Source organism: Propioniciclava sp. MC1683 (assembly GCF_014164675.1).
Classification (GTDB): Bacteria; Actinomycetota; Actinomycetes; order Propionibacteriales; family Propionibacteriaceae; genus Propioniciclava.
Genome location: NZ_JACJFX010000008.1, coordinates 51338 through 72843 on the forward strand (window position 1 = coordinate 51338; position 21506 = coordinate 72843).

Annotated in this window: 24 protein-coding genes; 9 read left to right on the forward strand and 15 right to left on the reverse strand. The window is 72.1% G+C overall.

From position 1 onward, the window contains the following. Window positions 1-43: 43 nt before the first annotated feature. From H5397_RS07080 to H5397_RS07090, 3 genes are read right to left on the reverse strand one after another with little or no spacing between them, the layout of a single operon-like run. The gene (locus tag H5397_RS07080; RefSeq protein ID WP_182816028.1) at window positions 44-223 is read right to left on the reverse strand and encodes a DUF6767 domain-containing protein; all 180 of its coding nucleotides are present in this window, start codon (window positions 221-223) and stop codon (window positions 44-46) included. A 40-nt stretch (window positions 224-263) separates the two neighbouring features. Continuing rightward, a complete protein-coding gene (locus H5397_RS07085) occupies window positions 264-1406 on the reverse strand; it encodes a class I SAM-dependent RNA methyltransferase (RefSeq protein WP_182816030.1) in 1143 nt (380 codons plus the stop codon). Next, window positions 1399-3429, reverse strand: a complete 2031-nt coding sequence (locus H5397_RS07090; RefSeq protein WP_182816032.1) for an APC family permease — start codon at window positions 3427-3429, stop codon at window positions 1399-1401. The genes H5397_RS07085 and H5397_RS07090 overlap by 8 nt, the downstream gene beginning before the upstream one ends. Before the next feature lie 34 nt (window positions 3430-3463). On the opposite strand from H5397_RS07090, the gene H5397_RS07095 reads away from it, so the two are divergent. Beyond that, on the forward strand, window positions 3464-4111 hold the full coding sequence (locus tag H5397_RS07095; RefSeq protein WP_188334385.1) for a TrkA family potassium uptake protein: 648 nt from the start codon (window positions 3464-3466) through the stop codon (window positions 4109-4111). An 8-nt stretch (window positions 4112-4119) separates the two neighbouring features. Further along, entirely contained in the window at window positions 4120-4827 is a 708-nt protein-coding gene (locus H5397_RS07100; protein WP_182816036.1) for a TrkA family potassium uptake protein, read from the forward strand. Window positions 4828-4837: 10 nt separating this feature from the next. On the opposite strand, the gene H5397_RS07105 is transcribed toward H5397_RS07100, so the two are convergent. The 4 genes from H5397_RS07105 to H5397_RS07120 are packed head-to-tail and all read right to left on the reverse strand — an operon-like array spanning window position 4838 to window position 6780. Then, a complete protein-coding gene (locus tag H5397_RS07105; protein ID WP_243760906.1) occupies window positions 4838-5188 on the reverse strand; it encodes an OB-fold nucleic acid binding domain-containing protein in 351 nt (116 codons plus the stop codon). Between the two features lie 10 nt (window positions 5189-5198). Next, complete coding sequence (locus H5397_RS07110) at window positions 5199-5834, reverse strand: DUF3710 domain-containing protein (RefSeq protein WP_243760905.1); 636 nt, start codon at window positions 5832-5834, stop codon at window positions 5199-5201. Continuing rightward, window positions 5831-6328, reverse strand: coding sequence for a dUTP diphosphatase (dut, locus tag H5397_RS07115; RefSeq protein ID WP_309224305.1), 498 nt, complete (start codon window positions 6326-6328; stop codon window positions 5831-5833). Before dut ends, H5397_RS07110 begins: the two co-directional genes overlap by 4 nt. Further along, window positions 6325-6780: a DUF3093 domain-containing protein gene (locus H5397_RS07120; protein ID WP_182816038.1), complete on the reverse strand. Its 456-nt coding sequence runs from the start codon at window positions 6778-6780 to the stop codon at window positions 6325-6327. Before H5397_RS07120 ends, dut begins: the two co-directional genes overlap by 4 nt. A 45-nt stretch (window positions 6781-6825) precedes the next feature. Here H5397_RS07120 and H5397_RS07125 point away from each other — a divergent pair, with 45 nt between their 5' ends. Next, entirely contained in the window at window positions 6826-7116 is a 291-nt protein-coding gene (locus H5397_RS07125) for a DUF4235 domain-containing protein (RefSeq protein WP_182816040.1), read from the forward strand. 1 nt (window position 7117) lies between these two features. Here H5397_RS07125 and H5397_RS07130 read toward each other — a convergent pair whose 3' ends face one another. After that, window positions 7118-7411, reverse strand: a complete 294-nt coding sequence (locus tag H5397_RS07130) for a DUF4193 domain-containing protein (protein ID WP_182816042.1) — start codon at window positions 7409-7411, stop codon at window positions 7118-7120. Window positions 7412-7470: 59 nt separating this feature from the next. Here H5397_RS07130 and sepH point away from each other — a divergent pair, with 59 nt between their 5' ends. Next, window positions 7471-8658 (forward strand): septation protein SepH, encoded by a 1188-nt coding sequence (gene sepH, locus H5397_RS07135; protein ID WP_309224315.1) that lies wholly within the window; start codon window positions 7471-7473, stop codon window positions 8656-8658. On the opposite strand, the gene H5397_RS07140 is transcribed toward sepH, so the two are convergent. From H5397_RS07140 to H5397_RS07150, 3 genes are read right to left on the reverse strand one after another with little or no spacing between them, the layout of a single operon-like run. Beyond that, window positions 8659-9309 (reverse strand): thymidine kinase, encoded by a 651-nt coding sequence (locus H5397_RS07140; RefSeq protein ID WP_182816046.1) that lies wholly within the window; start codon window positions 9307-9309, stop codon window positions 8659-8661. Beyond that, a complete protein-coding gene (locus H5397_RS07145; RefSeq protein ID WP_182816048.1) occupies window positions 9309-10436 on the reverse strand; it encodes an alkaline phosphatase family protein in 1128 nt (375 codons plus the stop codon). Before H5397_RS07145 ends, H5397_RS07140 begins: the two co-directional genes overlap by 1 nt. Next, window positions 10436-10996 carry a DUF5998 family protein gene (locus tag H5397_RS07150; protein ID WP_223202353.1) on the reverse strand — a complete coding sequence of 187 codons (561 nt, stop codon included), beginning with the start codon at window positions 10994-10996 and terminating at the stop codon, window positions 10436-10438. The genes H5397_RS07145 and H5397_RS07150 overlap by 1 nt, the downstream gene beginning before the upstream one ends. A gap of 69 nt (window positions 10997-11065) precedes the next feature. Between H5397_RS07150 and H5397_RS07155 the strand changes: the two genes are divergently transcribed. The 3 genes from H5397_RS07155 to H5397_RS07165 all read left to right on the forward strand — a co-directional run bounded on the left by H5397_RS07155 (window position 11066) and on the right by H5397_RS07165 (window position 15222). After that, complete coding sequence (locus tag H5397_RS07155) at window positions 11066-12100, forward strand: App1 family protein (protein WP_182816052.1); 1035 nt, start codon at window positions 11066-11068, stop codon at window positions 12098-12100. 103 nt (window positions 12101-12203) lie between these two features. Beyond that, window positions 12204-14747: a DNA topoisomerase IV subunit A gene (locus H5397_RS07160; RefSeq protein ID WP_309224306.1), complete on the forward strand. Its 2544-nt coding sequence runs from the start codon at window positions 12204-12206 to the stop codon at window positions 14745-14747. A 1-nt stretch (window position 14748) separates the two neighbouring features. Next, window positions 14749-15222, forward strand: a complete 474-nt coding sequence (locus tag H5397_RS07165) for a hypothetical protein (RefSeq protein WP_182816054.1) — start codon at window positions 14749-14751, stop codon at window positions 15220-15222. Window positions 15223-15231: 9 nt separating this feature from the next. Here the strand turns inward: H5397_RS07165 and H5397_RS07170 are convergent, their stop codons facing one another. Both H5397_RS07170 and H5397_RS07175 read right to left on the reverse strand, forming a co-directional pair. After that, entirely contained in the window at window positions 15232-15732 is a 501-nt protein-coding gene (locus H5397_RS07170; RefSeq protein WP_182816056.1) for a carbonic anhydrase, read from the reverse strand. An 81-nt stretch (window positions 15733-15813) separates the two neighbouring features. Next, entirely contained in the window at window positions 15814-17919 is a 2106-nt protein-coding gene (locus tag H5397_RS07175; protein ID WP_309224307.1) for a DNA topoisomerase IV subunit B, read from the reverse strand. A gap of 189 nt (window positions 17920-18108) precedes the next feature. On the opposite strand from H5397_RS07175, the gene H5397_RS07180 reads away from it, so the two are divergent. Further along, window positions 18109-18300, forward strand: coding sequence for a hypothetical protein (locus H5397_RS07180; protein ID WP_182816058.1), 192 nt, complete (start codon window positions 18109-18111; stop codon window positions 18298-18300). Between the two features lie 68 nt (window positions 18301-18368). On the opposite strand, the gene H5397_RS07185 is transcribed toward H5397_RS07180, so the two are convergent. Further along, the gene (locus H5397_RS07185) at window positions 18369-19349 is read right to left on the reverse strand and encodes an LLM class flavin-dependent oxidoreductase (protein ID WP_182816059.1); all 981 of its coding nucleotides are present in this window, start codon (window positions 19347-19349) and stop codon (window positions 18369-18371) included. Between the two features lie 51 nt (window positions 19350-19400). On the opposite strand from H5397_RS07185, the gene H5397_RS07190 reads away from it, so the two are divergent. After that, complete coding sequence (locus H5397_RS07190; RefSeq protein WP_182816061.1) at window positions 19401-19913, forward strand: O-acetyl-ADP-ribose deacetylase; 513 nt, start codon at window positions 19401-19403, stop codon at window positions 19911-19913. On the opposite strand, the gene H5397_RS07195 is transcribed toward H5397_RS07190, so the two are convergent. Next, the gene (locus H5397_RS07195; protein ID WP_182816063.1) at window positions 19901-21412 is read right to left on the reverse strand and encodes an RNA polymerase sigma factor; all 1512 of its coding nucleotides are present in this window, start codon (window positions 21410-21412) and stop codon (window positions 19901-19903) included. The genes H5397_RS07190 and H5397_RS07195 overlap by 13 nt on opposite strands. Window positions 21413-21506 lie beyond the last annotated feature (94 nt).

The following is a 21506-nucleotide window of genomic DNA, read 5'->3' on the forward strand; positions in this document are numbered from 1 at the left end:
TAGCACCCCCGTCCTCGCGGTGTCTGCTGTTTCGGACCCGAGCCTACGCCCCCGACCGCCTCTCGCGCGCGCGGCGACGCTCCTCGGCGTAGACGGCACGCAGTTCGTCGTCGTTCATCATCAGGTAGACCAGACCGCAGTTGTGCGGGCCGTCGGCGCCGGGGTGGCACAGGGAGCACTTGTCCGCCGGCCTCAACGGGCAGCGGGCCTCGACGTGGGACATGCTTCAACCTCCGCGACCACCCTAGCCAGCGGCCCGTCGCTCACCCAGCGGTGGCCGCCTGTTGCACGGGGCGCAGGATCGCGACGCATTCGACGTGGTGCGTCATCGGGAACAGGTCGAACGCCCGGATCGAGTCGGGCTCGTACCCGCACGCCCGGGCCGTGGCCAGGTCGCGCGCCAGCGCCGCGGGGTCGCACGCCACGTAGGCGACGGCCCGCGGACGCCGCGCGCACACGTCCTCGACCACCGCCCTGCCCGCCCCGACCCGCGGCGGGTCGAGGACGACCAGGTCGGTCCGGCCCGTCAGGCGGCGCAGGACCCGGTCCACCGAGCCGGCGTGGAAGCGGGCCCCGGGCACGTTGCGGCGGGCCAGGTCCACGGCGTCGCGGCCGCCCTCCACCCCGGTGACCCGGACGCCGGCGTCCGCCAGCGCCCCGGAGAACAGGCCCACGCCGCAGTACAGGTCCAGCGCGCGCTCCCCCGCCCGCGGCGCCAGCCCGGCCAGCACGGCGTCCACGAGGGTGTCGGCGGCTCGCGGGTGAACCTGCCAGAACCCGTCGGCGCGGACTGCCCAGTCGTGCCCCGCCGCGCGCTCCCGCACGACCAGCTCCTCGCCCGGGGTCACCCAGACCGGGCCGTCGGCGGTGGCGGCACCGACCGCAGCCCGCGGCGTCCGGAGGTCGGGGGCCGCGATGAGGCACCCCGACGCCGGCAGGGGCACCACCTCGTGGGACGCCCTGGCCCGCAGTCCCCAGCCCTCCGGCCCCCGGTGGTAGCGCATCCGCGTGCGCCAGCCGAGGTCGTCGGGATCGAGGGCCTCGACGGTGCCGTCCCAGTCGAGGCCGGCCAGCCGGGCCAGCTGCTCCGCCACGACCTGCCGCTTGAGCTCGCGCTGGTGGGCGACCGCGACGTGCTGGAGGTCGCACCCGCCGCAGACGGCCGCGATGGCGCAGGGCGGGGTCACCCGGTGCGCACTGGACTCGTGCACGGCGACCGCATCGGCCAGCGCGTGCCGCTTGGCCAGGCCGGTGACGACGACGTCGACGAGTTCGCCCTCGAGGGCGTGCCGGACGAACACGACCCGCCCGTCCACGCGGGCCACCCAGTGGCCGCCGTGGGCGATGCGGTTCACCCGCACACGCTCGAGGCGGTCGCCGACCGCCCACTGCCCCGGTTCAGTCATCGAGAGATGCCCCCGAGTGCACGGTGCCGGTACCGGGGCGGCGCCACTCGGCGGCGTCGTCGCGCTCGGCCCGCTCGATCGCGTAGCGCGACGAGGCGAGCTGGTACGGCACCGCCGTGGTGACCACGCCGGGCATGAACGCCAGGCGGGTCTTGACCAGCAGGGAGGTCTGGTTGTGCAGCAGGCGCTCCCACCAGTGGCCGACGACCAGCTCGGGGATGTAGACCATCACGATGTCGCGCGGGTTGCCCGAGCGTAGCCCCTTCACGTAGGTGAGGAACGGCCCGACCACCTCGCGGAACGGCGAGGCCACGACCTTGAGCGGGACGCCCGGGTCCAGCTCGTCCCAGGCGTGCCGGATCGCGCGGACCTGGTCGTCGTCGACGGCGATCGTGACGGCCTCGACGCTGCTGGGCCGGCTGCCGCGGGCGAAGTTGATCGCGCGCAGGGCGGGCTTGTTGAGCTCCATGACGAGGACGACCGCGCGGACCCGGCTCGGCAGCGTGTGGGCCTCGGACTGGTCGAGCGCCGTCTCGCGGGCGACCTTGTCGTAGTGCCGGCTGATGGCCTTCATCGTCACGAACAGCAGCGCCATGGCGAGCACGGCGAGGTAGGCGCCGTAGATGAACTTGCTGGCGAGCACGATGACGAGCACCGTGCCGGTGAAGGTGAGGCCGACGGCGTTGATCGCGCGCGAGCGCTGCTTGCGGCGCCGCTCGGCGGGGTCGGTCTCGACGGAGAGGTGGCGGGTCCAGTGCCGGATCATGCCGAGCTGGCTGACGGTGAAGGAGACGAACACGCCCACCACGTAGAGCTGGATCAGCGCGGTCACGCTGGCGTTGAACGCGAGCACCAGGCCGACGGCGGCCAGCGCCAGCAGGATGATGCCGTTGCTGTAGGCCAGGCGGTCGCCGCGGGTGTGCAGCGCCCGGGGCAGGAAGCCGTCGCGGGCGAGGATCGAGCCCAGCACCGGGAACCCGTTGAAGGCGGTGTTGGCCGCCAGGAACAGGATGATCATCGTCATCACGATGACGAACACGAAGCCGGGCTCGAACCCGTCGAAGACCGTCATCGCCAGCTGGGCCATCACCGTCTCCTGGTGCCCCTCGACCACCACGCCGCCCTGGGTGAACACCACGCCGGCGTGCTCGTCGACCATCTTGGCGCCGGTCAGGTTGGCCAGGGCGATGATGCCGCCCAGCATCGTGATCGCGACCAGGCCGAGGAGGCCGAGGGTGGTGGCGGCGTTGCGGCTCTTGGGCTCGCGGAAGGCGGGCACGCCGTTGCTGATCGCCTCGACGCCGGTCAGGGCCGCCGAGCCCGACGAGAACGAGCGGGCCAGCAGCGCGACGAGCGCGAAGCCCTCGAGCTGGGAGTAGAAGGGGTCACCGACGACGTCGTAGCCGGCGGTGGGCGCGGCCAGCGGCTCCCCCACCACGAGGATGCGGACGAGCCCGACCACGATCATGCCGAGCACGGCGACCATGAAGCCGTAGGTGGGGATCGCGAACAGCGTCCCGGACTCGCGCACGCCGCGGAGGTTGATCGCCATCAGCACCAGGATCAGCACGGCGGCGACCAGGCCCTCGTGGCCGACGATGAACGGGACCAGTGCCTTGGCGTTCTGCACCCCCGAGCTCACCGACACCGCGACGGTCAGCACGTAGTCGACCAGCAGGGCGGACGCCACGGTCAGCCCAGCGTTCGGGCCGAGGTTGACCGTGGCCACCTCGTAGTCGCCGCCGCCGGACGGGTAGGCGTGCACCGTCTGCCGGTAGGACAGCACGACGACGAACATGACCAGCGCGACGCCCAGGGCGATCGGCCAGGAGAAGACGAATCCGGCGACGCCGGCCAGGCTCAGGGTGAGCAGGATCTCGTCGGGGGCGTAGGCGACCGACGACAACGCGTCGGACGCGAACACCGGCAGGGCGATGCGCTTGGGGAGGAGGGTCTCGCCCAACTGGTTGCTCGCCAGCTTGCGCCCGACGAGCAGACGCTTCACGGCGTCCGTGAGGTTCACGGGGGTACACTCTACGCCTGTGCACATCGTCATCATGGGTTGTGGTCGCGTGGGTTCGTCCCTGGCCCGGGCCCTCGAGCGACGCGGCCATTCCGTGGCCGTGATCGACCAGGACGCCGACGCGTTCCGGCGGCTGGGGCCCGACTTCCACGGGCGCACGGTGAAGGGCATCGGCTTCGACCGCAAGGTGCTCGTCGCGGCCGGCATCCGCGAGGCGGACGGGTTCGCCGCGGTGTCCTCCGGTGACAACTCCAACATCCTCGCCGCGCGCGTCGTGCGCGAGACCTACGGCCTCAACAACGTGGTCGCCCGCATCTACGACCAGGGCCGGGCCGAGGTCTACGAACGCCTGGGCGTCCCGTCGGTCGCGACCGTGCGCTGGGCGGCCGACCAGGTGCTGCGCCGGCTGCTGCCCGAGGGGTCGGAGCCGCAGTGGCGCGACCCGTCCGGCCAGGTCCGGCTCATCCAGCTGGGCGCCCACGACGAGTGGGTCGGGCAGCGCGTCACGGCGATCGAGGCGGCCCTCGGGGCCCGCATCCCGTTCCTGAGCCGCTTCGGGCAGGGCATGATCCCCTCCGAGACGACCATCCTCCAGGACGGCGACATGCTCTACATCGCCGCCACCAACGAGGACGTGCCCCGCATCGAGGGCCTGCTCGCCGAGCCCCCCGTCAGGATCTAGGAGACCCCATGCGCGTGACCATCGCCGGGGCGGGGAACGTCGGCCGCTCCATCGCCCGCGAGTTGCTCGCCAACGACCACCAGGTCCTCCTCATCGACCGTGACCCGAACGCGATCAAGCCCGACTCGGTGCCCGGCGCCGCCTGGCTGCTGGCCGACGCCTGCGAGGTCGACTCCCTGGAGGAGGCCCGCATCGACCGCTACGACGTGGCGATCGCGGCCACCGGCGACGACAAGGCCAATCTGGTGCACAGCCTGCTGGCCAAGACCGAGTTCGCGGTCCCCCGCACCGTGGCGCGGGTGAACCACCCCAGCAACGAGTGGATGTTCGACGACGTCTGGGGCGTCGACGTGGCCGTCTCGACCCCGCGCCTGATGTGCGCGCTGGTCGAGGAGGCCGTGACGGTCGGCGACCTGGTCCGCCTCTTCGCCTTCCGCGGCGGGCGCACCAACCTGGTCGAGATGACCCTCCCGACCGACAGCCCCACCGTCGGGCGCCGGCTGGCCGACCTCGAGTTCCCCGGGGACGCCGTCCTCGTCGCGATCATCCGCGACGGCACCGCGCAGCCGCCGCGGGCCGACGCCGCCCTCGAGGGCGAGGACGAGCTGCTGTTCGTCGTCCAGCCCGAGGCCGAGCTGGAGCTCGCGCACTTCCTGGCCCCGGGCGTGCAGCGGGAGCGGGTCGTCCAGGAGGACGACGAGGACCCGGTCGACTGACCGTCCGGGCTCAGAGCAGCTCGTAGTCGGGGTTGTAGAGGCGCCGGACGCCGCCGTCGATCGAGATCCGGCCCCGGGCCACCAGTTCGCGGCCCGCCTCGATGCCCGCGATTTCGTGGCGCCCCATCCAGATCAGCGTGACCCGGCCGGTACCGTCGGAGAGCTCCGCCTCCAGCCACGGGGTGTCCTGGCGGGGGCTGACCGTGAGCACGTCGATCGTGCCGCGCACGGTCACGCGGCTGCGGTCGACACAGGACCCGATCGCGTCCGCGCCGATGTCCTCGGCGAGGCGGTGCCGGTCGGCCGAGGCCAGTTCGTCGTTGCTGCGCAGCAGGCCGCGCACGCGCTCCCAGAGGGCCACGACGGCCAGCCTAACCCTGCGCGTCGGCCCCCTGCGGCAGGGCGAGGTGGATCAGCTCGCCGGGCACGCGCGGGGCGTCGTCGCGCTTGACCACGACGTTGCGGAAGAACTCGACGAAGACGTCGGCCGGCTCGGCCTCGCCCTCGACCATGCCCGCACGACCCATGAGGGTGCCGCGCAGCAGCCAACGCGGGCCCTCGACGAGCCAGATGCGCGAGACGTGGAACAGCTGCTCGCCCTCGGGGCCCTCCATCGGCAGGACGCGGCGCACCTCAGGGCCGAACGGCCCGTCGGCGATCTCGGCGTGGCCGCCGGCGCCGGTGGCCTCCTCGATCGTCTCCTCGCGCAGCTCCTCGGCCAGGCCGTCGGTGCGCGGGGCGGCGAACAGCGCCAGCTCCAGGCCGGACTCGCCGTAGGCGGCCAGCAGGGCCCGCACGGTGCCGGTCGCGGGGTCGCCGTGCAGCTGCAGGCCCAGCCCGTCGAAGGGCGTGATGATCAGCGGGCCGAAGGTGACGCGCTCGACGTCGTCGGCGTCCAGGTCGACCTCGTCGAAGTCGAACGGGCCGTCCGCGCGCGGGTCGAAGTCGTCGTCGGTCCCGGGCTCGTCGAGCTCGTCCTCGAAGTCCTCGATCGCCTCGTCGCTCACTGGTTCCTACCTCCGCCTTCCCCCGTGGGGATCGAATCGTCGGCCCACGCGGTGACCCCACCGGTGGACCCGTGCCCGCCGGTGCCACGCACGCTCTCGGGCAGTGCGTCGGCCTCGGCGAATCCCGCCCGTCCGACGCGTTGGAAGACTAGCTGCGCGATCAAGTCGCCCCGGTGGAGTATCACGGATCGGCTGGCGTCGGTGTTGAGCAGGCAGACCATGATCTCCCCGCGATAGCCGGCGTCCACGGTGCCCGGCGCGTTCACGATCGTCAGGCCGTGGCGGGCCGCCAGTCCCGAGCGCGGGTGCACGAAGCAGGCCCAGCCCTCCGGGACCGCGAGCGCGATGCCCGTGCGGACCAGGCGGCGGTCGCCGGGGGCCAGCTCGACCTCCTCGGCGGTGGCCAGGTCGGCCCCCGCGTCGCCGGGGTGGGCGTACCGCGGCAGCGGCACGCCGTCGTCCAGCCGGCGGACGAGGACCTCGAGGTCGCTCACGAGGCCGCCTGCGCGCGGGCTGTCTCGATGGCGGCCGCCAGCTGGGCGGGACGGCGGCTCGAGACCAGCCAGTAGGGGTGCGGGTCGGCGGCGTCGTCGACGGTGACCTGCACCGACTCGCTCAGCCAGGGGCGCTGGGTGACGAACGCGCGGGCGTCCGCCCCGACCCCGAGGCACTCGCGGGTGGCCGCGGCGTCCAGCACCTCGACCTCGCCGAGCCAGGGCCACTCCAGCAGCGACGGACCCACGCGCAGGCCGTCGGCGTCCACGGCCAGCTCGGTGCGGCCGAACCAGGCCAGCGCGACGGTGATGACGGCGGCCACCACGAGCCCGCCGCCGAAGGCGACCCACGGGCCGTACCAGAACCCGACCGCGATGATGGTGGAGGCGCCGAAGAGGACGCCCACCAGCCAGTACCACGCCGGGGCGTTCAGACGTTCGCGATAGTGCACCCGTCCAACCTAGCGGGCGCGGGAGGTGCCCCTAGGATGAGTCCCATGGACTTCTCGCAGAAGATCGTGTGGAACGCCTACTCGACCGTGGTCGGCCTGGTCGCGGCGGTCGCCACGAAGAAGGCCGTCGACGGCGCCTGGCAGTTCGTGACGGGTGAGGAGCCCCCCGAGCCGAATGACCCGAACACCCCCACCACGCACGCCGCGATCTGGGTCCTGGCGATGGCGATGGGGGTCGGGCTGTCCCAGGTGCTGATCAACCGCTTCGCGGCGAGGCGCTGGGAGGCGTTCACGGGCTCGGCGAGCCCGCTGCGCCACGTCAACCTGAAGTTCTAGCTCAGGCGCAGTCCACGCAGTAGACCAGGCCGTTCTTCTCGAGGGCGCGCTGGGTGCGGCCCTTCACCAGGAAGCAGCTCGCGCAGGTGAACTCGTCGGCCTGACGCGGCAGGACACGCACCGTCAGCTCCTCGTGGGAGAGGTCGGCGCCGGGCAGCTCGAACGACTCAGCGGCCTCGACCTCGTCCTCGTCGACCTTCCCCGAGTTCTTGTCGTTGCGCCGGCTCTTGAGCTCCTCGATGCTGTCCTCGTTCTCCTCGTCCGTCTTGCGAGGAGCGTCGTAATCAGTCGCCATGATGCCTTTCGAAACGCGGATGGACCTCACTGGCCCCGGGGGACCACGCACGGACGTATATACCACAACCGTCAAGGCCGGACGCATCGGGAGCGGCGGCGGCAGAGCCCCGTGCCACCGGAGCGGCTGCCCCGTCACGGCGTGGGGGCACGGTACGCTGCGGTGACGACCAGCGGCGAGACCTACCCCGGAGAGTGACCATGGAGAGTGCCCTCAGACCGCGCGACATCCAGGCGCGCATCCGCGCTGGGGCATCGCCCGACGAGGTGGCCGAGGCGGCCGGCGTGCCGGTCGAGAAGATCGCGGCCTTCGCCGACCCGGTGATCGCCGAGCGTGACTACATCGCCGGCCTGGCCCGCACCAACCCGGTGCGCCGCCGCGGCGAGACCACCTCCCACCGCACCCTGCGCAACGCCGTGGCCGACGCCCTGGCCGCGAAGGGCGTGGACGCCGACGAGGCGGAGTGGGACGCGTGGAAGCTGGAGGACCGCCGCTGGCAGGTCAAGGTCGCCTTCGAGCAGGACGGCGCCCCCCGCGAGGGCCTCTTCGTCTTCGACGCCATGGGCCGCTTCTCCGTGGCCGCCAACGACCAGGGCCGTGCCCTCATCGGCGACGGCAGCACCGACCAGCTGGCGCTCGTGAAGGCCACCCAGGACGAGCCCGAGGCGGAGGACGACGACGCCCGGGCCGACGAGCCGTACGCCGAGGACGCCGTCGAGGTGTCCTCCCCCGAGGCCCACACCGACTCCTCCGACGACGACGCCGAGGACGCGTTCCACGACGGGGACCTGCAGGAGGTGGACGGGGTCTTCGACATCGTCCCGCCCGCCCGCGGCGACCTGGACATCCTCTACGACATGCTCTCCAGCTTCGACGAGGACTCCGTGAAGATCTACGCCGGGCTCGTCCACCCGAAGGAGTCCACGCCCCTCGAGGCGGCCCCGGTCGCCGAGCCGGACCCCGAGCCCGAGGTCGAGGAGGAGGACGAGTCGGCCGACGAGGAGATGACGGGCCTGGTCCCACGCATGGAGCCCGTCCAGCCCACCCCGGCACCCGAGCCGGAGCCGGTCCCCGCCGCCGAGGCCGAGCCCGCGGCGTCCGCCGAGGAACCCGAGCAGCTCGCGCTGATCGAGGACGTCGAGGAGCCGACTCCCAAGCCGAAGCCCCGGACCCGCCGCAAGCGCGCGTCGGTGCCCAGCTGGGACGAGATCATGTTCGGCTCGCCGCGCGGCGACGCCGAGGAGTAGTCAGGCCTCGCCGAACGGCAGCGGGTCGGGCGTCGCGTCGACGCCGCGGCCCACGGCCGGCTGGCGCACGCGGTGGTGGGCGCGGCACAGCGTCTCGTAGGAGACGACGCCCGCTCCCCCGCCCTCGGTGTCGCCGACCGCGATCTGGTCGCCCTCGACGACCATGACCCCGTCCACGACCCGCGCGTTGTGGGTGGCCGGGGCCCCGCACCAGCAGCGCGGGCGTGCCTGCAGCATCTCGATCCGGTCGGCCAGCTCGACCAGCCGGCGCGAGCCCGGGAACAGCTCGGTGCGGAAGTCGGTGAGGATCCCGAAGCAGGACACGTCGATGCCGAGCTCGTCCACGATCCTGGCCAGGTCGTTCACCTGCGCCTCGGTGTAGAACTGCGCCTCGTCGCAGACGAGGTGGTCGACCCGGCGGCCACCGGTCAGCTCGCCGGTGACGTGGGCCCAGAAGTCGAAGGAGGGCGTCACCTCGATGGCGGCGCGCACCAGCCCGATCCGCGAGCTGATCGTGGCCTCCCCGCCGCGGTCGAAGCAGGTGAACCGCAGCCCGCGGCGTCCGGCCGTGGACTCGGTGTAGTCGACCTGCAGCGCGAGGGTGGACTTGCCGCAGTTCATCGGCCCGGTGAAGTACGTCAGGTGCGCCATCAGCCGACCAGCACCGGGACGCGCATCTCGAACTCGGTCAGCGAGCCGTGCATGCCGACCAGGCCGAACTCCTTGGGCTGGCGGCGGGTCATGACCGCCCAGTCGTCGCGGCAGACGACCATGACGTCGCCCCAGCGGTGGGCCAGGCGGCGGTCGACGGGCCCGAACCAGCCGGACTCCACGGCCTCCTCCCGCGTGACGACCCAGGCGCGGTCGCCCATGACGGCGCGCCAGCGGGCGGCCACGGCGTCCAGGTCGCGGGGCTCGCAGTAGAGCTGGCGGAAGCGGCCCTCCCCGGCCAGGAGGGTGAGGTCGTCGGCGAGGTGGGGCACGTCCTCGACGACGACCCAACGCTCGGGCGGGGAGTCGATCATGCCGTGGTCGCCGGTCACGAGCAGGCGGACGTCGTCGGGCAGCGCCTCGCGCAGGTCGCGGGCGAGCGCGTCGATGCGGCGCAGGGCTGCCCGCCAGTGCTCGGTCTGCCAGCCCATGCCGTGGCCGGTGTGGTCGAGGGAGCGCTCGTACAGGTAGACCAGCGAGCTGTCCCCGGACGCCGCGCCGTCGACGGTCCACTGGATGCGGGCCGGGTGGTCGTCCTCGTCGGGGACGGGATGGAACCGGGCGCCGCGCAGCGCGCACTCGGTGAGGCCGGTGCCGGCGAAGCGGGCGGGGCTCACCGAGGTGAGGGTGACGCCCTGCCGGGACAGCCTCTCGAACGAGGTCAGCCGGGGCTGGACGTCGAGGGCCGACAGGCCGTCGGCCCAGGTCAGCGCGTTGAGGTAGCCGCCGTCGACCGGGTTGCGGAACGCGTAGCCGGCGATGCCGTGCTGCCCCGGGGGCAGGGCCGTTCCGAGGCTCGTGATCGAGGTCGCGGTGGTGCTGGGTGCGCCCGAGGTGACCGTGGTCGAGGCGTCCTGCGCCAGCAGCGAGGCCAGGAAGGGTGCCTCCTCCAGGGCGGCGGCCAGGTTGTGCGCGCCGAGCCCGTCGACCAGCAGCAGCACCCAGCGGTCGGACGCCGGCAGGCCCAGCGCGTCGGACCACCCGTCGATGCCGAGGGACGCGGCGAGGGCCGGGACGACGTCGGCCAGCGTGGACTCCCCGTAGGCGGGGACGAGGGGCGCCTCCACTAGACCGCCACCCGCTGCAGGCGGGCGGCGAACCGCACGAGGCCGGACACGGCGTCCTCGCCGTCGGCGGCTGCGCTGATCCGCACGGTGAGGTCGTCGGCCAGGTCCTGGATCGTGTACCCGTGGTCGGCGTCGCAGTTCGGGTCGCCGCACGTGGCGGGCTCGGCCTCCTGGCGGCGGACCGCCCCCCAGTTCACGACCAGCCACGTCTCGGTGGTGCCGTGCTTGCCGCGGCCGAACCGCTCGGGGTTCGCGGCGACCTGGGTGAGCGCCACGGAACGGATGTGCCTCAGGGACACCGTCTCGACGGTGGTCAGGGCCTGGTGGACGTTCGGGTGCTCGCCGTCGTCGGTGTGCGCCACGATGAACCGCGTGGGCGTCAGCACCAGGACGGTGACGTGCCGGTGCAGCTCGGTCGAGCTGAACGTCGCCTCGTGGTGGACGAGGCTGTCCACGACCTCCTCGTCGGCGATCGCCTGGGCCACGGTCGCGGACACGAACTCGGGGAAGTACCCCGAGGCCACGATGGCAGCGCGCAGGTCGGCAGGGAGCGTGGTCATGGGCGGCATTGTCCCACGCCGGTGGGGCGGGCGGGAAACCGGTCCCCCGGACCGGTTACGGTGAACCCCATGAGCAACCGGCCGTTCTTCGCCGCCCGCCTCGAGCTCTTCCTCGACCGGCGGCTCGAACAGCTGTTCCGTGCGTTCGGGTGGCAGGAACGGGTCATCGCCTACACCGCCTACGGCGACGAGGGCTTCGCCCGGGTGCTGGGCCGGGTCGCGCTGTCCCCGCCGTTCGCCCAGACGGTCCTCGGCCAGGCCGCGGAGCAGTTCCTGCGCCGCCGGGGCTGGCGCAACTTCTTCACCGCCGCGTGTGTGCACGCCCGCTACACCATCACCCTCGGTGACGCGGAGGTCACCGGCACCACCGACCGGGGCGGCTACGTCGACCACCGGCTGCGCGGCCACGGCCTCGGGCCGGGCTGGCAGGCCGGCACGATCCGCACTGCGACCTCGCAGGAGTCGGTCGTGCAGGCGCAGGTCGTGGGCTCGGACGTCCGGTTCGGGATGGTCTCCGACATCGACGACACGATCCTGTCCACGATGCTCCCGCGCCCCTTCATCGCCGCGTGGAACTCCTTCATGCGCACCGAGGCCGCCCGGCAGGCGATCCCCGGCATGGCCGTGTTCTACGACGAGGTGCTCCGGCGCCACCCCGGCGCGGCCGTGATGTACCTCTCGACCGGCGCGTGGAACACCCACGGCTTCCTGAAGCGGTTCATGCGCCGGCACCGCTACCCCGAGGGCGCGATGCTGCTCACCGACTGGGGGCCGACCAACACCGGGTGGTTCCGCTCGGGCCAGGAGCACAAGCGCAACGCGCTGCTCCAGCTCACCGTGGACTTCCCGCGCATCCAGTGGCTGCTCGTGGGCGACGACGGCCAGCACGATCTCGACATCTACAGCGAGTTCGCCACCGCGAACCCCGACCGGGTGCTGGCCATCGCGATCCGGCAGCTGACCCCGGCCGAGCAGATCCTGGCCCACGGCACGACCGAGCCGCTGGCCGGCGACGAGCCGCTCCCCCGGGACATCCCGGTGTTCAAGGCGCCCGACGGCCGCGGCCTGAAGCGCCAGACGCGGGAGTTCCTCGGCCTGTCCTGAACCGCGGCAGGCGGCGGAGTGGCACCCGCGGCGTCCGGTCGCGGTTGGGCACAATGGCGGGTGGCACGACGAGCGGGTAGCTCGGGAGGAGTGGGGGAAGCACGTGGTAGCGAAGCCGCCGGTCGACGACGAGGCGACGGAGAGAATCACCGACATCGACGTCACCGAGGAGATGGAGACCAGCTTCCTCGAGTACGCCTACTCGGTGATCTACGCGCGCGCCATCCCCGACGCCCGCGACGGCCTCAAGCCCGTGCAGCGCCGCATCCTCTACTCGATGGACGACATGGGCCTGCGCCCCGACCGCAGCCACGTCAAGTGCGCCCGCGTCGTCGGCGACGTGATGGGCAAGCTGCACCCCCACGGCGACACCGCCATCTACGACGCGCTCGTGCGCCTGGGCCAGGGCTGGGCCATGCGCCTGCCGGTCGTCGACGGCCACGGCAACTTCGGCTCGCTGGACGCCGGCCCCGCGGCCATGCGCTACACCGAGTGCCGGATGGCACCCGCCGCGCTGGCGATGACCGGCGAGATCGACCAGGACACGGTCGACTTCAAGCCCAACTACGACGGCAAGATGACCGAGCCGGTCGTGCTGCCCGCCTCGTTCCCGAACCTGCTGGTCAACGGGTCGACCGGCATCGCGGTCGGCATGGCCACCAACATCCCGCCACACAACCTCGTCGAGTGCGTGCAGGCCCTCAAGCACCTGCTCAAGCACCCCGACGCCACCGTCGAGGACCTGATGCGCTACGTACCCGGCCCCGACCTGCCCACCGGCGGCAAGATCGTCGGCCTTGAGGGCATCGCGGACGCCTACGCGAGCGGGCGCGGCACCTTCAAGATCCGCGCGACGGCGCGCATCGAGCGGACCTCGCCGCGCCGCAAGGGCATCGTGATCACCGAGCTGCCCTACATGATCGGCCCCGAGCGGATCATGGAGCAGGTCTCGACGCTGGTGCGCAACAAGAAGATCACCGGCATCGCCGACATGAAGGACCTCACCGACCTGACCCACGGCCTGCGCCTGGTCATCGAGGTCAAGAACGGCATCAACCCCGACGCGATGCTCGAGCAGCTGTACCGGATGACCAAGCTCGAGGACAGCTTCGGCATCAACATGGTCGCCCTCGTCGAGGGCCAGCCCCAGACGCTGACGCTGCGCGACGCGCTCGTCGTGTACGCCGACCACCGCCTCGACGTCACCCTGCGGCGCACCCGGTTCCAGTACCGCAAGGCCGCCGACCGCCTGCACCTGGTGCGCGGCCTGCTGCTGGCCATCGTCGACATCGACGACGTGATCGCGATCATCCGCGCCTCCGACGACGTCGCCCAGGCCCGCGCCAAGCTGATGGAGGTCTTCGACCTCGACGAGGTCCAGGCCAACTACATCCTCGACCTGCAGCTGCGCCGGCTGACCAAGTTCTCCCGCCTCGAGCTGGAGAAGGAGCGCGACGAGCTCGAGCAGCGGCTGGCCGACCTGTCCCACATCATCGAGAACGACGACGAGCTGCGGGCGCTGGTCGCGCGCGAGCTCGACGAGGTCGCCCGCGTGCACGGGACGCCGCGGCGCACCGTCCTGCTCGCCGGTGGTGGCGCCACCGTCACCGCGGCGAAGGCGACCCCGCTGGAGATCGCCGACGACCCGTGCTGGGTGATGCTCTCCTCCGCCGGGCTGCTGGCCCGCGCCGACACCGCCGAGGAGATGCCCGCCCAGGGACGCCGCGCCCAGCACGACGTGATCACCTCCGCGATCCGCACCACGGCCCGCGGCGAGTACGGCGTGCTCACCTCGCACGGACGCGTCGTGCGCGCGCAGGCGATCGAGCTGCCCTCCATCGCGATCACCGCCGATGCGCCCAACCTGCAGGGCGGCTCGCTGGCCACCGAACTGCTCGACCTCGCCAAGGGCGAGCGGGTGCTGGCGCTGACCACGCTGGGCGACGCCACGTACGGCTGGGCGCTCGGCACCCGCAACGGGGTCGTGAAGCGCACCAACATCGAGCTGTTGGCCAAGGATGCATGGGAGGTCATCCGGCTCGACGACGGCGACGAGGTCGTCGGCGCGGTCGAACTGGCCGACGACTCCGGCGAACTGTGCTTCATCACCTCCGACGCCCAGCTGCTGCACTTCCCGGCGGCCGGCGTGCGCCCGCAGGGTCGCGGCGGCGGCGGCATGGCGGGCGTGAAGCTGGCCAAGGGCGCCTCGGTGGTGTTCTTCGGGCTCGTGCCCGACGGCGAGGCCACGGTGGTGACGGTCTCCGGCACCGGCTCGGGCCTGCCCGGCACCGAGGCCGGCCTGGCGAAGGTGACCCCGTTCACCGAGTACCCGGGCAAGGGCCGCGCGACGGGCGGCGTCCGCTGCCACCGGTTCCTCAAGGGCGAGACCACGCTGCTCGCGGCGTGGGCGGGCCCGACGCCGGTCGTGGCCGCGGCCCCGTCGGGCGCCCCGATCGACTTCACCAGCGTGCACGACGGACGCCGCGACGGCTCCGGCACCCCCCTCACCCAGCCGCTGGGTGGGATCGGGACCCGCACCCACGGCGTCCGGACGGCCCCGTCGCCCGCCTCACTGGCCGGGGCCGGCGTGGACGACACCCCGGGCGAGGACGCCACCGACGCGCCCGACGACGGCGCGCTGTTCTGACATGGACGTCGACGCGCTCCTGACGAGCCTCGCCGAGGCCGCCGCGGGGCGCGTCGCGAGCGCCCTGGTCGCCGACGACGAGCACACGCTCGAGGTGTCGGTGGCGGGCGCGGACCGCTGGGTCGTCCGGTCCTGGAACCGCGAGTGGACGGGTGGGCCGGACGGCGTCCGGTGCTGGCACCTGATCCCGGCCGGGGGCGCTGCCGAGGTGCCCAGCGGACGCCCCGACGGCTGGGTGCACCCCGTCGTCGGGATGCTGCGCCCCGACCTGTTGCCGGTCTGGGGGCGCGGCGAGGACGACTACGAGCCGATCCGCGTCGTCGAGGGCCTGTTCGGCCCGGCGCAGGTCGTGCTCGGGCGCGCCGGTGACGACGAGGCCGTCGGCACCCTGCACCTGGACGCGCGGCGCTGGCTGTGCACGGCGCTGGAGCTGCCGGGCCAGTCGTGGACGATGACCCAGTTCACGTCCCCCTGAGGCCGGGCCTCAGCACTCGCGGGAGAGCAGCCCCGTCTCGACGTCGTAGAGGAAGCCACCGACCTCGGCGAACCCCGCGATCAGGGGGTGGCTGCGCAGCCGCTCGCAGTCGGCGCGCAGGTTGCCGAGCTGGTCGGGCGAGACACCGAACTCGAAATCGCCCGGGTCGACGCCCGAGGCGTCCTTGATGGCGGCGCGCATGCCGACCTCGTCCATCGACGCGGCGGCGCACTTGGTGTGCGGCACGAGCAGGATGCGGTTCACCTTCAGCTTGTGGACGCCCATGATGAAGGCGCCCAGGCCACGGTCGGTGAGACGCGCGCCCGCGGTGCGGAGGATCTTCGCCTCGCCGATCATCAGGCCGACCATCTCCAAGGGCTCGATGCGACTGTCCATGCAGGTGAGGATCATGACGCCTTGGTGGGCGATGCCGTCGAACTCGCGTGGGGCTGACCGCGCGTACCGCTTGTTGGCTGCCAGGAGGTCGTCGAAGATGCCGTCATCGGTCATGCTCGCAAGCCTAGTCCTGCCCCCTGACAGGGGCACTTCGGGGTGCGCGGCGCCCACGGAGCGGACACCGCGCGCCCGTTATCAGGCGTCGATGCGCTCGGCGCTGAGGGCGTAGGCGCCCTCGACGATGAACTCCTTGCGCGGGGCGACCTCGTTGCCCATCAGCTTCTCGAAGGTGGCGATCGCCTGCTCGAGGCTCTCCCCCTCCTCGACCGTGATGCGCCGCAGCTGGCGGTGCCGCGGGTCCATCGTGGTCTCCTTGAGCTGGTCGGCGTCCATCTCGCCGAGACCCTTGTAGCGCTGCGGCTCCTTGAACCCGACCCCGCGCTTGGTCAGCTCGGCCAGCTTCCGCTGGTACTCGGCCTCGGAGTAGGTGTAGATGTACTTCTCCTGGCCGCGCTTGGGGTTGGTCAGCTCGAAGCGGTGCAGCGGCGGGACGGCGGTGTAGACCTTGCCGGCCTCGATCATCGGGCGCATGTAGGTGAAGAACAGCGTCGCCAGCAGCGTGCGGATGTGGGCGCCGTCGGAGTCGGCGTCGGCCATGAAGATGATCTTCCCGTACCGGCTCTGCTCGGGGTCGCAGGTGCGGCCCGATCCGGCGCCGACCACCTGCAGGATCGCGGCGCACTCGGCGTTCTTGAGCATGTCGGCGGTCGAGGCCTTCTGCACGTTGAGGATCTTGCCGCGGATCGGCAGCAACGCCTGGAACTCGGAGTTGCGCGCCAGCTTCGCCGTGCCCATGGCCGAGTCACCCTCGACGATGAACAGCTCGGTGCGCTCGTTGTCGGAGCTGCGGCAGTCGGCCAGCTTCGGCGGCAGCGAGCTGGACTCGAGCGCGTTCTTGCGGCGCTGGTTCTCCTTGTGCACGCGGGCGGCCACGCGGGTGCGGGACGCCGCGACCGCCTTCTCGAGCACGGCCCGGGCCATCGGGCGCAGGGCGGCCTTGGTCGTGGTGAGGAACTCCCCGAGCTCCTGCTCCACGATGCGCGCGACCAGACGCGTCACCGGCGGGGTGCCCAGCACCTCCTTGGTCTGGCCCTCGAACTGCGGCTCGGCCAGGCGCACGGTCACGACCGCGGTGAGGCCCTCGAGGATGTCGTCCTTGGTGACCTCCTCCCCCGCCTTCATCAGCTTGGTGCCCTCCAGGGCCTTGCCGAACGCGCGCACCAGCCCGCGCTCGAAGCCCTGGACGTGGGTGCCGCCCTTGGGCGTGGCGATGATGTTGACGAAGGAGGCGAGCTTGCTGTCGTAGCTGTTCGACCAGCGCAGCGCGATGTCGACGTCGAGGTCGCGCTCGACGTCGGTGGGCGTCATCGAGCCCGCGGCGTCCAGCACCGGCACCGTCTCGGTGAACCGGTCGGAGCCCTGCAGGCGCAGCACCTCGGTGACCGGCGCGCCCTCGGACAGGAACTCGGCGAACTCGGAGATGCCGCCCTCGTGCAGGTGCACGTCGACGTGCTCGTCGCCGGCGACGCGGCGGTCGTCGACGGTGATCTTCAGCCCGGGGACGAGGAAGGACGTCTGGCGGGCCCGCTGGGCGAGCTGGGTGCCGGACAGCTTCGCGTCCTTGAGGAAGATCTGCCGGTCGGGCCAGTACCGGGTGCGGGAGCCGGTCTTCGCCTTGGCGACGCGGCCGATCTTGCGCAGGGTGTTGTCGGGGGTGAAGCCGGCGTCGGGACCCGGGCCGTCGAAGACGCCCGGCACCCCCCGGCGGAACGACATGGCCCACGTGGCGCCGTTGCGGTCGACCTCGACGTCGAGCCGCGAGCTCAGCGCGTTGACGACGGAGGCACCCACCCCGTGGAGGCCGCCCGTGGCGTTGTAGGAGCCGCCGCCGAACTTGCCGCCGGCGTGCAGCTTGGTGTGGATGACCTCGACGCCGGTCAGGCCGGTGCGGGGCTCGATGTCGACGGGCATGCCGCGCGCCTCGTCGCCGACCTCGACCGAGCCGTCGGCGTGGAGGATGACCGTGATGTGCTTGCCGTGCCCGGCCAGCGCCTCGTCGACGGAGTTGTCGATGATCTCCCACATGCAGTGCATCAGGCCACGCGTGTCGGTCGAGCCGATGTACATCGCGGGGCGCTTGCGGACGGCCTCGAGCCCCTCGAGCACGAGCAGGTGTCGCGCCTCGTAGTCGCGGCTGTCGGTCTTCGGCTTGGGGGGTGTCTTGGTACTGCTGGAGGTCACCGTCGCAGACTACCTGCGGCCACCGACAGTTCCTCGGACCGACCCGGCCCGCGTGACGAACGCGTCACAACTCCGCGCGTCGCCGGTCCCCCTTGGGTTCCTCGGGTACCGTCGGGGCACGGGAACAAACCACCCAGCGCACGCGTTGGAACAGGTGCCCCGAGCCGAACAGCCAGGAAGGAACGGCCCATGAGCACAACGGTGATGGAATCCCTCAACGCTGCGGACCGCTGCGACCGCTGCGGAGCGCAGGCGTACGTCCGCGTGACCCTCACGTCCGGTGGCGAGCTCCTGTTCTGCGCCCACCACGGCCGCGCACACTCCGACAAGCTGAAGCAGGTAGCCCTGAAGATCCAGGACGAGACCAGCCGTCTCGGCTGACCCGCTCCCCCAGACCACCACGGGGCCCCGGCAGATCGCCGGGGCCCCGTGTGCGTGTCCGGGTCGTGTCACACGAGCGCGGCCAGCGTGTCGATGCGGGTCTGCACGTCGTAGGCCGTCGTGAGCACCATGAGTTCCTGGACCTCGCAGTCGGCGACCATCTCCTCCAGCCGCGAGCGGACCTGGTCGGCGGTGCCGACGACCTTGGTGCCCGAGAAGTCCACCCCGCCCATGGCGTCGATGCGGCGCGCCGACTCCTCTGGCGAGGGCAGCGCCTCGCGGGTGTCGCGACGGATGTTGATCCAGCTGATCGTGGACGGGCCGGCCAGGTAGGCGGCCTCCTGCTCCGTCGCCCCCACCAGCGCCGAGGTGCACAGCATGGCGTGCGGGGCCTCCAGACCCTCGCTCGGCGAGAAGGAGTCCCGGTACAGCGCGAACACCGCCGCGGGGTCGAACTGGCCGAAGTGGCCGGCGTAGGCGTACCGGATGCCCAGCTTGCCGGCGAGCCGCGCCGAGTAGTCCGACGAGCCCAGCAGCCACACCTCGGGGTAGCCGGACGCCGCGGGCGTGGCCGTCAGCGTCATCCCCATCCCGACCCGGACGCCCCGCGGGCTGAGCCAGGCCTGCAGCAGCTGGAGGTGCTCGACGAAGTCCTCGTGCCCCAGGCCCTCCTGGGAGCGACGCAGCGCCCACGCGGTGACCTGGTCGGCGCCCGGCGCCCGGCCGATGCCGAGGTCGATGCGCCCGGGGTACAGGGCCTCGAGCGCGGCGAACTGCTCGGCGACGACGTAGGGCGAGTGGTTGGGCAGCATGACGCCGCCCGAACCCACCCGGATGCGCTCGGTGCGGGCCGCCACGGCGGCGATCAGCACCGGCGGCGTGGTCGCCGCCACCGAGGGCATGTTGTGGTGCTCGGCGATCCAGAACCGACGGGCACCCAGCTCGTCGGCGGCCCGGGCGAATTCGACGGTGGCGGCCAGGGCGTCCGACGTGGACCAGCCGGTCCGCACGGTCGCGAGGTCGAGGACGGAGACATCAACGCTGCTCATGATGTGCCCGACCCTACCCGCGCCCGCCGCACCGGGGCCCAGAATGGGGGCATGCGGATCACGTGCGTGCAGGGCGACATCACCACCGAGACCACCGACGCGATCGTCAACGCGGCCAATTCCTCGCTGCTGGGCGGCGGGGGCGTCGACGGGGCGATCCACCGCGCCGCGGGACCCGGCCTGCTGGCCGCCTGCGGCGAGCTGCGGGCCACCTCCCTGCCCGACGGCCTCCCCGTCGGGGACGCCGTGGCCACCCCGGGCTTCGACCTCCCGGCCCGCTGGGTGATCCACACGGTCGGCCCGAACCGGCACGCGGGGCAGACCGACCCGCAGCTGCTGGCGTCCTGCTTCACCCGCTCGCTGGAGGTGGCCGAGGAGCTGGGTGCCCGCACGGTGAGCTTCCCGGCGGTCAGCGCGGGCGTCTACGGCTGGGACGGCGACGAGGTCGCCCGCATCGGCCTGGCCGCGGTACGGCGACACCCCGCCGACCGGGTCGACGGGGTGCGCTTCGTGTTGTTCTCAGACCGCCTGCTGGCGGCCTTCGAGGCGGCTCAGTCCAGGTAGTCGCGGAGGACCTGCGAGCGCGACGGGTGCCGCAGCTTGCTCATGGTCTTGGACTCGATCTGGCGGATCCGCTCGCGGGTGACGCCGTAGACCTTGCCGATCTCGTCCAGCGTCTTGGGCTGGCCGTCGGTCAGGCCGAAGCGCATCGAGACCACGCCGGCCTCACGCTCGCTGAGGGTGTCGAGGACGTCGTGCAGCTGCTCCTGCAGGAGCGTGAAGTTCACGGCCTCGGCCGGGACGACCGCCTCGGAGTCCTCGATCAGGTCACCGAACTCGGAGTCGCCGTCCTCGCCCAGCGGGGTGTGCAGGGAGATCGGCTCGCGGCCGTACTTCTGCACCTCGACGACCTTCTCGGGCGTCATGTCGAGCTCCTTGGCGAGCTCCTCCGGGGTGGGTTCGCGACCCAGGTCCTGGAGCATCTGACGCTGGACCCGGGCGAGCTTGTTGATGACCTCGACCATGTGCACCGGGATGCGGATGGTGCGGGCCTGGTCGGCCATGGCGCGGGTGATGGCCTGCTTGATCCACCAGGTCGCGTAGGTCGAGAACTTGTAGCCCTTGGTGTAGTCGAACTTCTCGACCGCACGGATGAGGCCCAGGTTGCCCTCCTGGATCAGGTCCAGGAACAGCATGCCGCGGCCGGTGTAGCGCTTGGCCAGACTCACCACGAGGCGGAGGTTCGCCTCGAGGAGGTGGTTCTTGGCGCGCTTGCCGTCCTCGGCGATCCACTCGAAGTCGTCGAGGTCGGCCGCCTTCACGCTGCCTTCGGTGATCGACTCGTCGGCGAACAGGCCGGCCTCGATGCGCTTGGCCAGCGTGACCTCCTGCTCGGCGTTCAGCAGGGCCACCTTGCCGATCTGCTTCAGGTAGTCCTTCACCGGGTCGGCGGTGGCGCCGGCGGCCATGACCTGCTGCTCGGGCTCGTCGGTGTCGTCGGCGTCGGAGACGGTGAAGCCCTCGTCCTCGACGAGCTTCTTCTCCTCCTTGGCCGCCTCGCCCTCGTTGAACTGGCCCTCGTCGACCTCGTCCAGGGAACGCTTCTTGCCGCCCACGGTGAGCACGACGTCGTCGCCGTCACGCTCGAACTTGACCTCCTTGAGGGCCGCGGGGCTGAGCACCTCGGCGACGGTCGGCTCCTCGGCCTCCTCGTCCTCTTCGAGCTCGATGTCCTCGTCCTCGAGCACCTCGGGGGCGTCCTCGTCGACCTCTGCGGTCTCGTCGACGCCCTCGGTCTCCTCCACCTCGGGCTCGGCGGCCTTGGCCGCCCGGCCGCGCGGCTTCGCAGGCGCCTTCGCGGCTGCGGCCTTCGTCGCCGGCTTGGCGGCGGCCGTCTTCGTCGTCGCGGCCTTGGCCGTGGTCGTGCGCCGCGTGGTGCGGGTGGGCTTGGTCTCCTCGGCCGCCTCCGGGGCCTCGGTGGCCGCGGCAGCCTTGCGCGTACGGGTGCGCGCGGGTGCCTTCGGGGAGTCGGACGCGCCTGCTGCGCTGGAGCGTGGAGTCACGTGAGCCCTCTCGTCTCGTCCGGGTTGCGGGCATGCGTCGGCCGGGACCTGTCAACGGCTGGCGCAACCGCCATTGTTGCACGCGATGCTCCCC

Bases quoted from the DNA above. Each gene is read 5' to 3' on its own strand.
- H5397_RS07080 (WP_182816028.1), bottom strand. From the start codon at position 223: ATGTCCCACGTCGAGGCCCGCTGCCCGTTGAGGCCGGCGGACAAGTGC.
- H5397_RS07085 (WP_182816030.1), bottom strand. From the start codon at position 1,406: ATGACTGAACCGGGGCAGTGGGCGGTCGGCGACCGCCTCGAGCGTGTG.
- H5397_RS07095 (WP_188334385.1), top strand. From the start codon at position 3,464: ATGGGTTGTGGTCGCGTGGGTTCGTCCCTGGCCCGGGCCCTCGAGCGA.
- H5397_RS07100 (WP_182816036.1), top strand. From the start codon at position 4,120: ATGCGCGTGACCATCGCCGGGGCGGGGAACGTCGGCCGCTCCATCGCC.
- H5397_RS07125 (WP_182816040.1), top strand. From the start codon at position 6,826: ATGGACTTCTCGCAGAAGATCGTGTGGAACGCCTACTCGACCGTGGTC.
- H5397_RS07130 (WP_182816042.1), bottom strand. From the start codon at position 7,411: ATGGCGACTGATTACGACGCTCCTCGCAAGACGGACGAGGAGAACGAG.
- H5397_RS07140 (WP_182816046.1), bottom strand. From the start codon at position 9,309: ATGGCGCACCTGACGTACTTCACCGGGCCGATGAACTGCGGCAAGTCC.
- H5397_RS07150 (WP_223202353.1), bottom strand. From the start codon at position 10,996: ATGACCACGCTCCCTGCCGACCTGCGCGCTGCCATCGTGGCCTCGGGG.
- H5397_RS07155 (WP_182816052.1), top strand. From the start codon at position 11,066: ATGAGCAACCGGCCGTTCTTCGCCGCCCGCCTCGAGCTCTTCCTCGAC.
- H5397_RS07165 (WP_182816054.1), top strand. From the start codon at position 14,749: ATGGACGTCGACGCGCTCCTGACGAGCCTCGCCGAGGCCGCCGCGGGG.
- H5397_RS07170 (WP_182816056.1), bottom strand. From the start codon at position 15,732: ATGACCGATGACGGCATCTTCGACGACCTCCTGGCAGCCAACAAGCGG.
- H5397_RS07180 (WP_182816058.1), top strand. From the start codon at position 18,109: ATGAGCACAACGGTGATGGAATCCCTCAACGCTGCGGACCGCTGCGAC.
- H5397_RS07185 (WP_182816059.1), bottom strand. From the start codon at position 19,349: ATGAGCAGCGTTGATGTCTCCGTCCTCGACCTCGCGACCGTGCGGACC.
- H5397_RS07190 (WP_182816061.1), top strand. From the start codon at position 19,401: ATGCGGATCACGTGCGTGCAGGGCGACATCACCACCGAGACCACCGAC.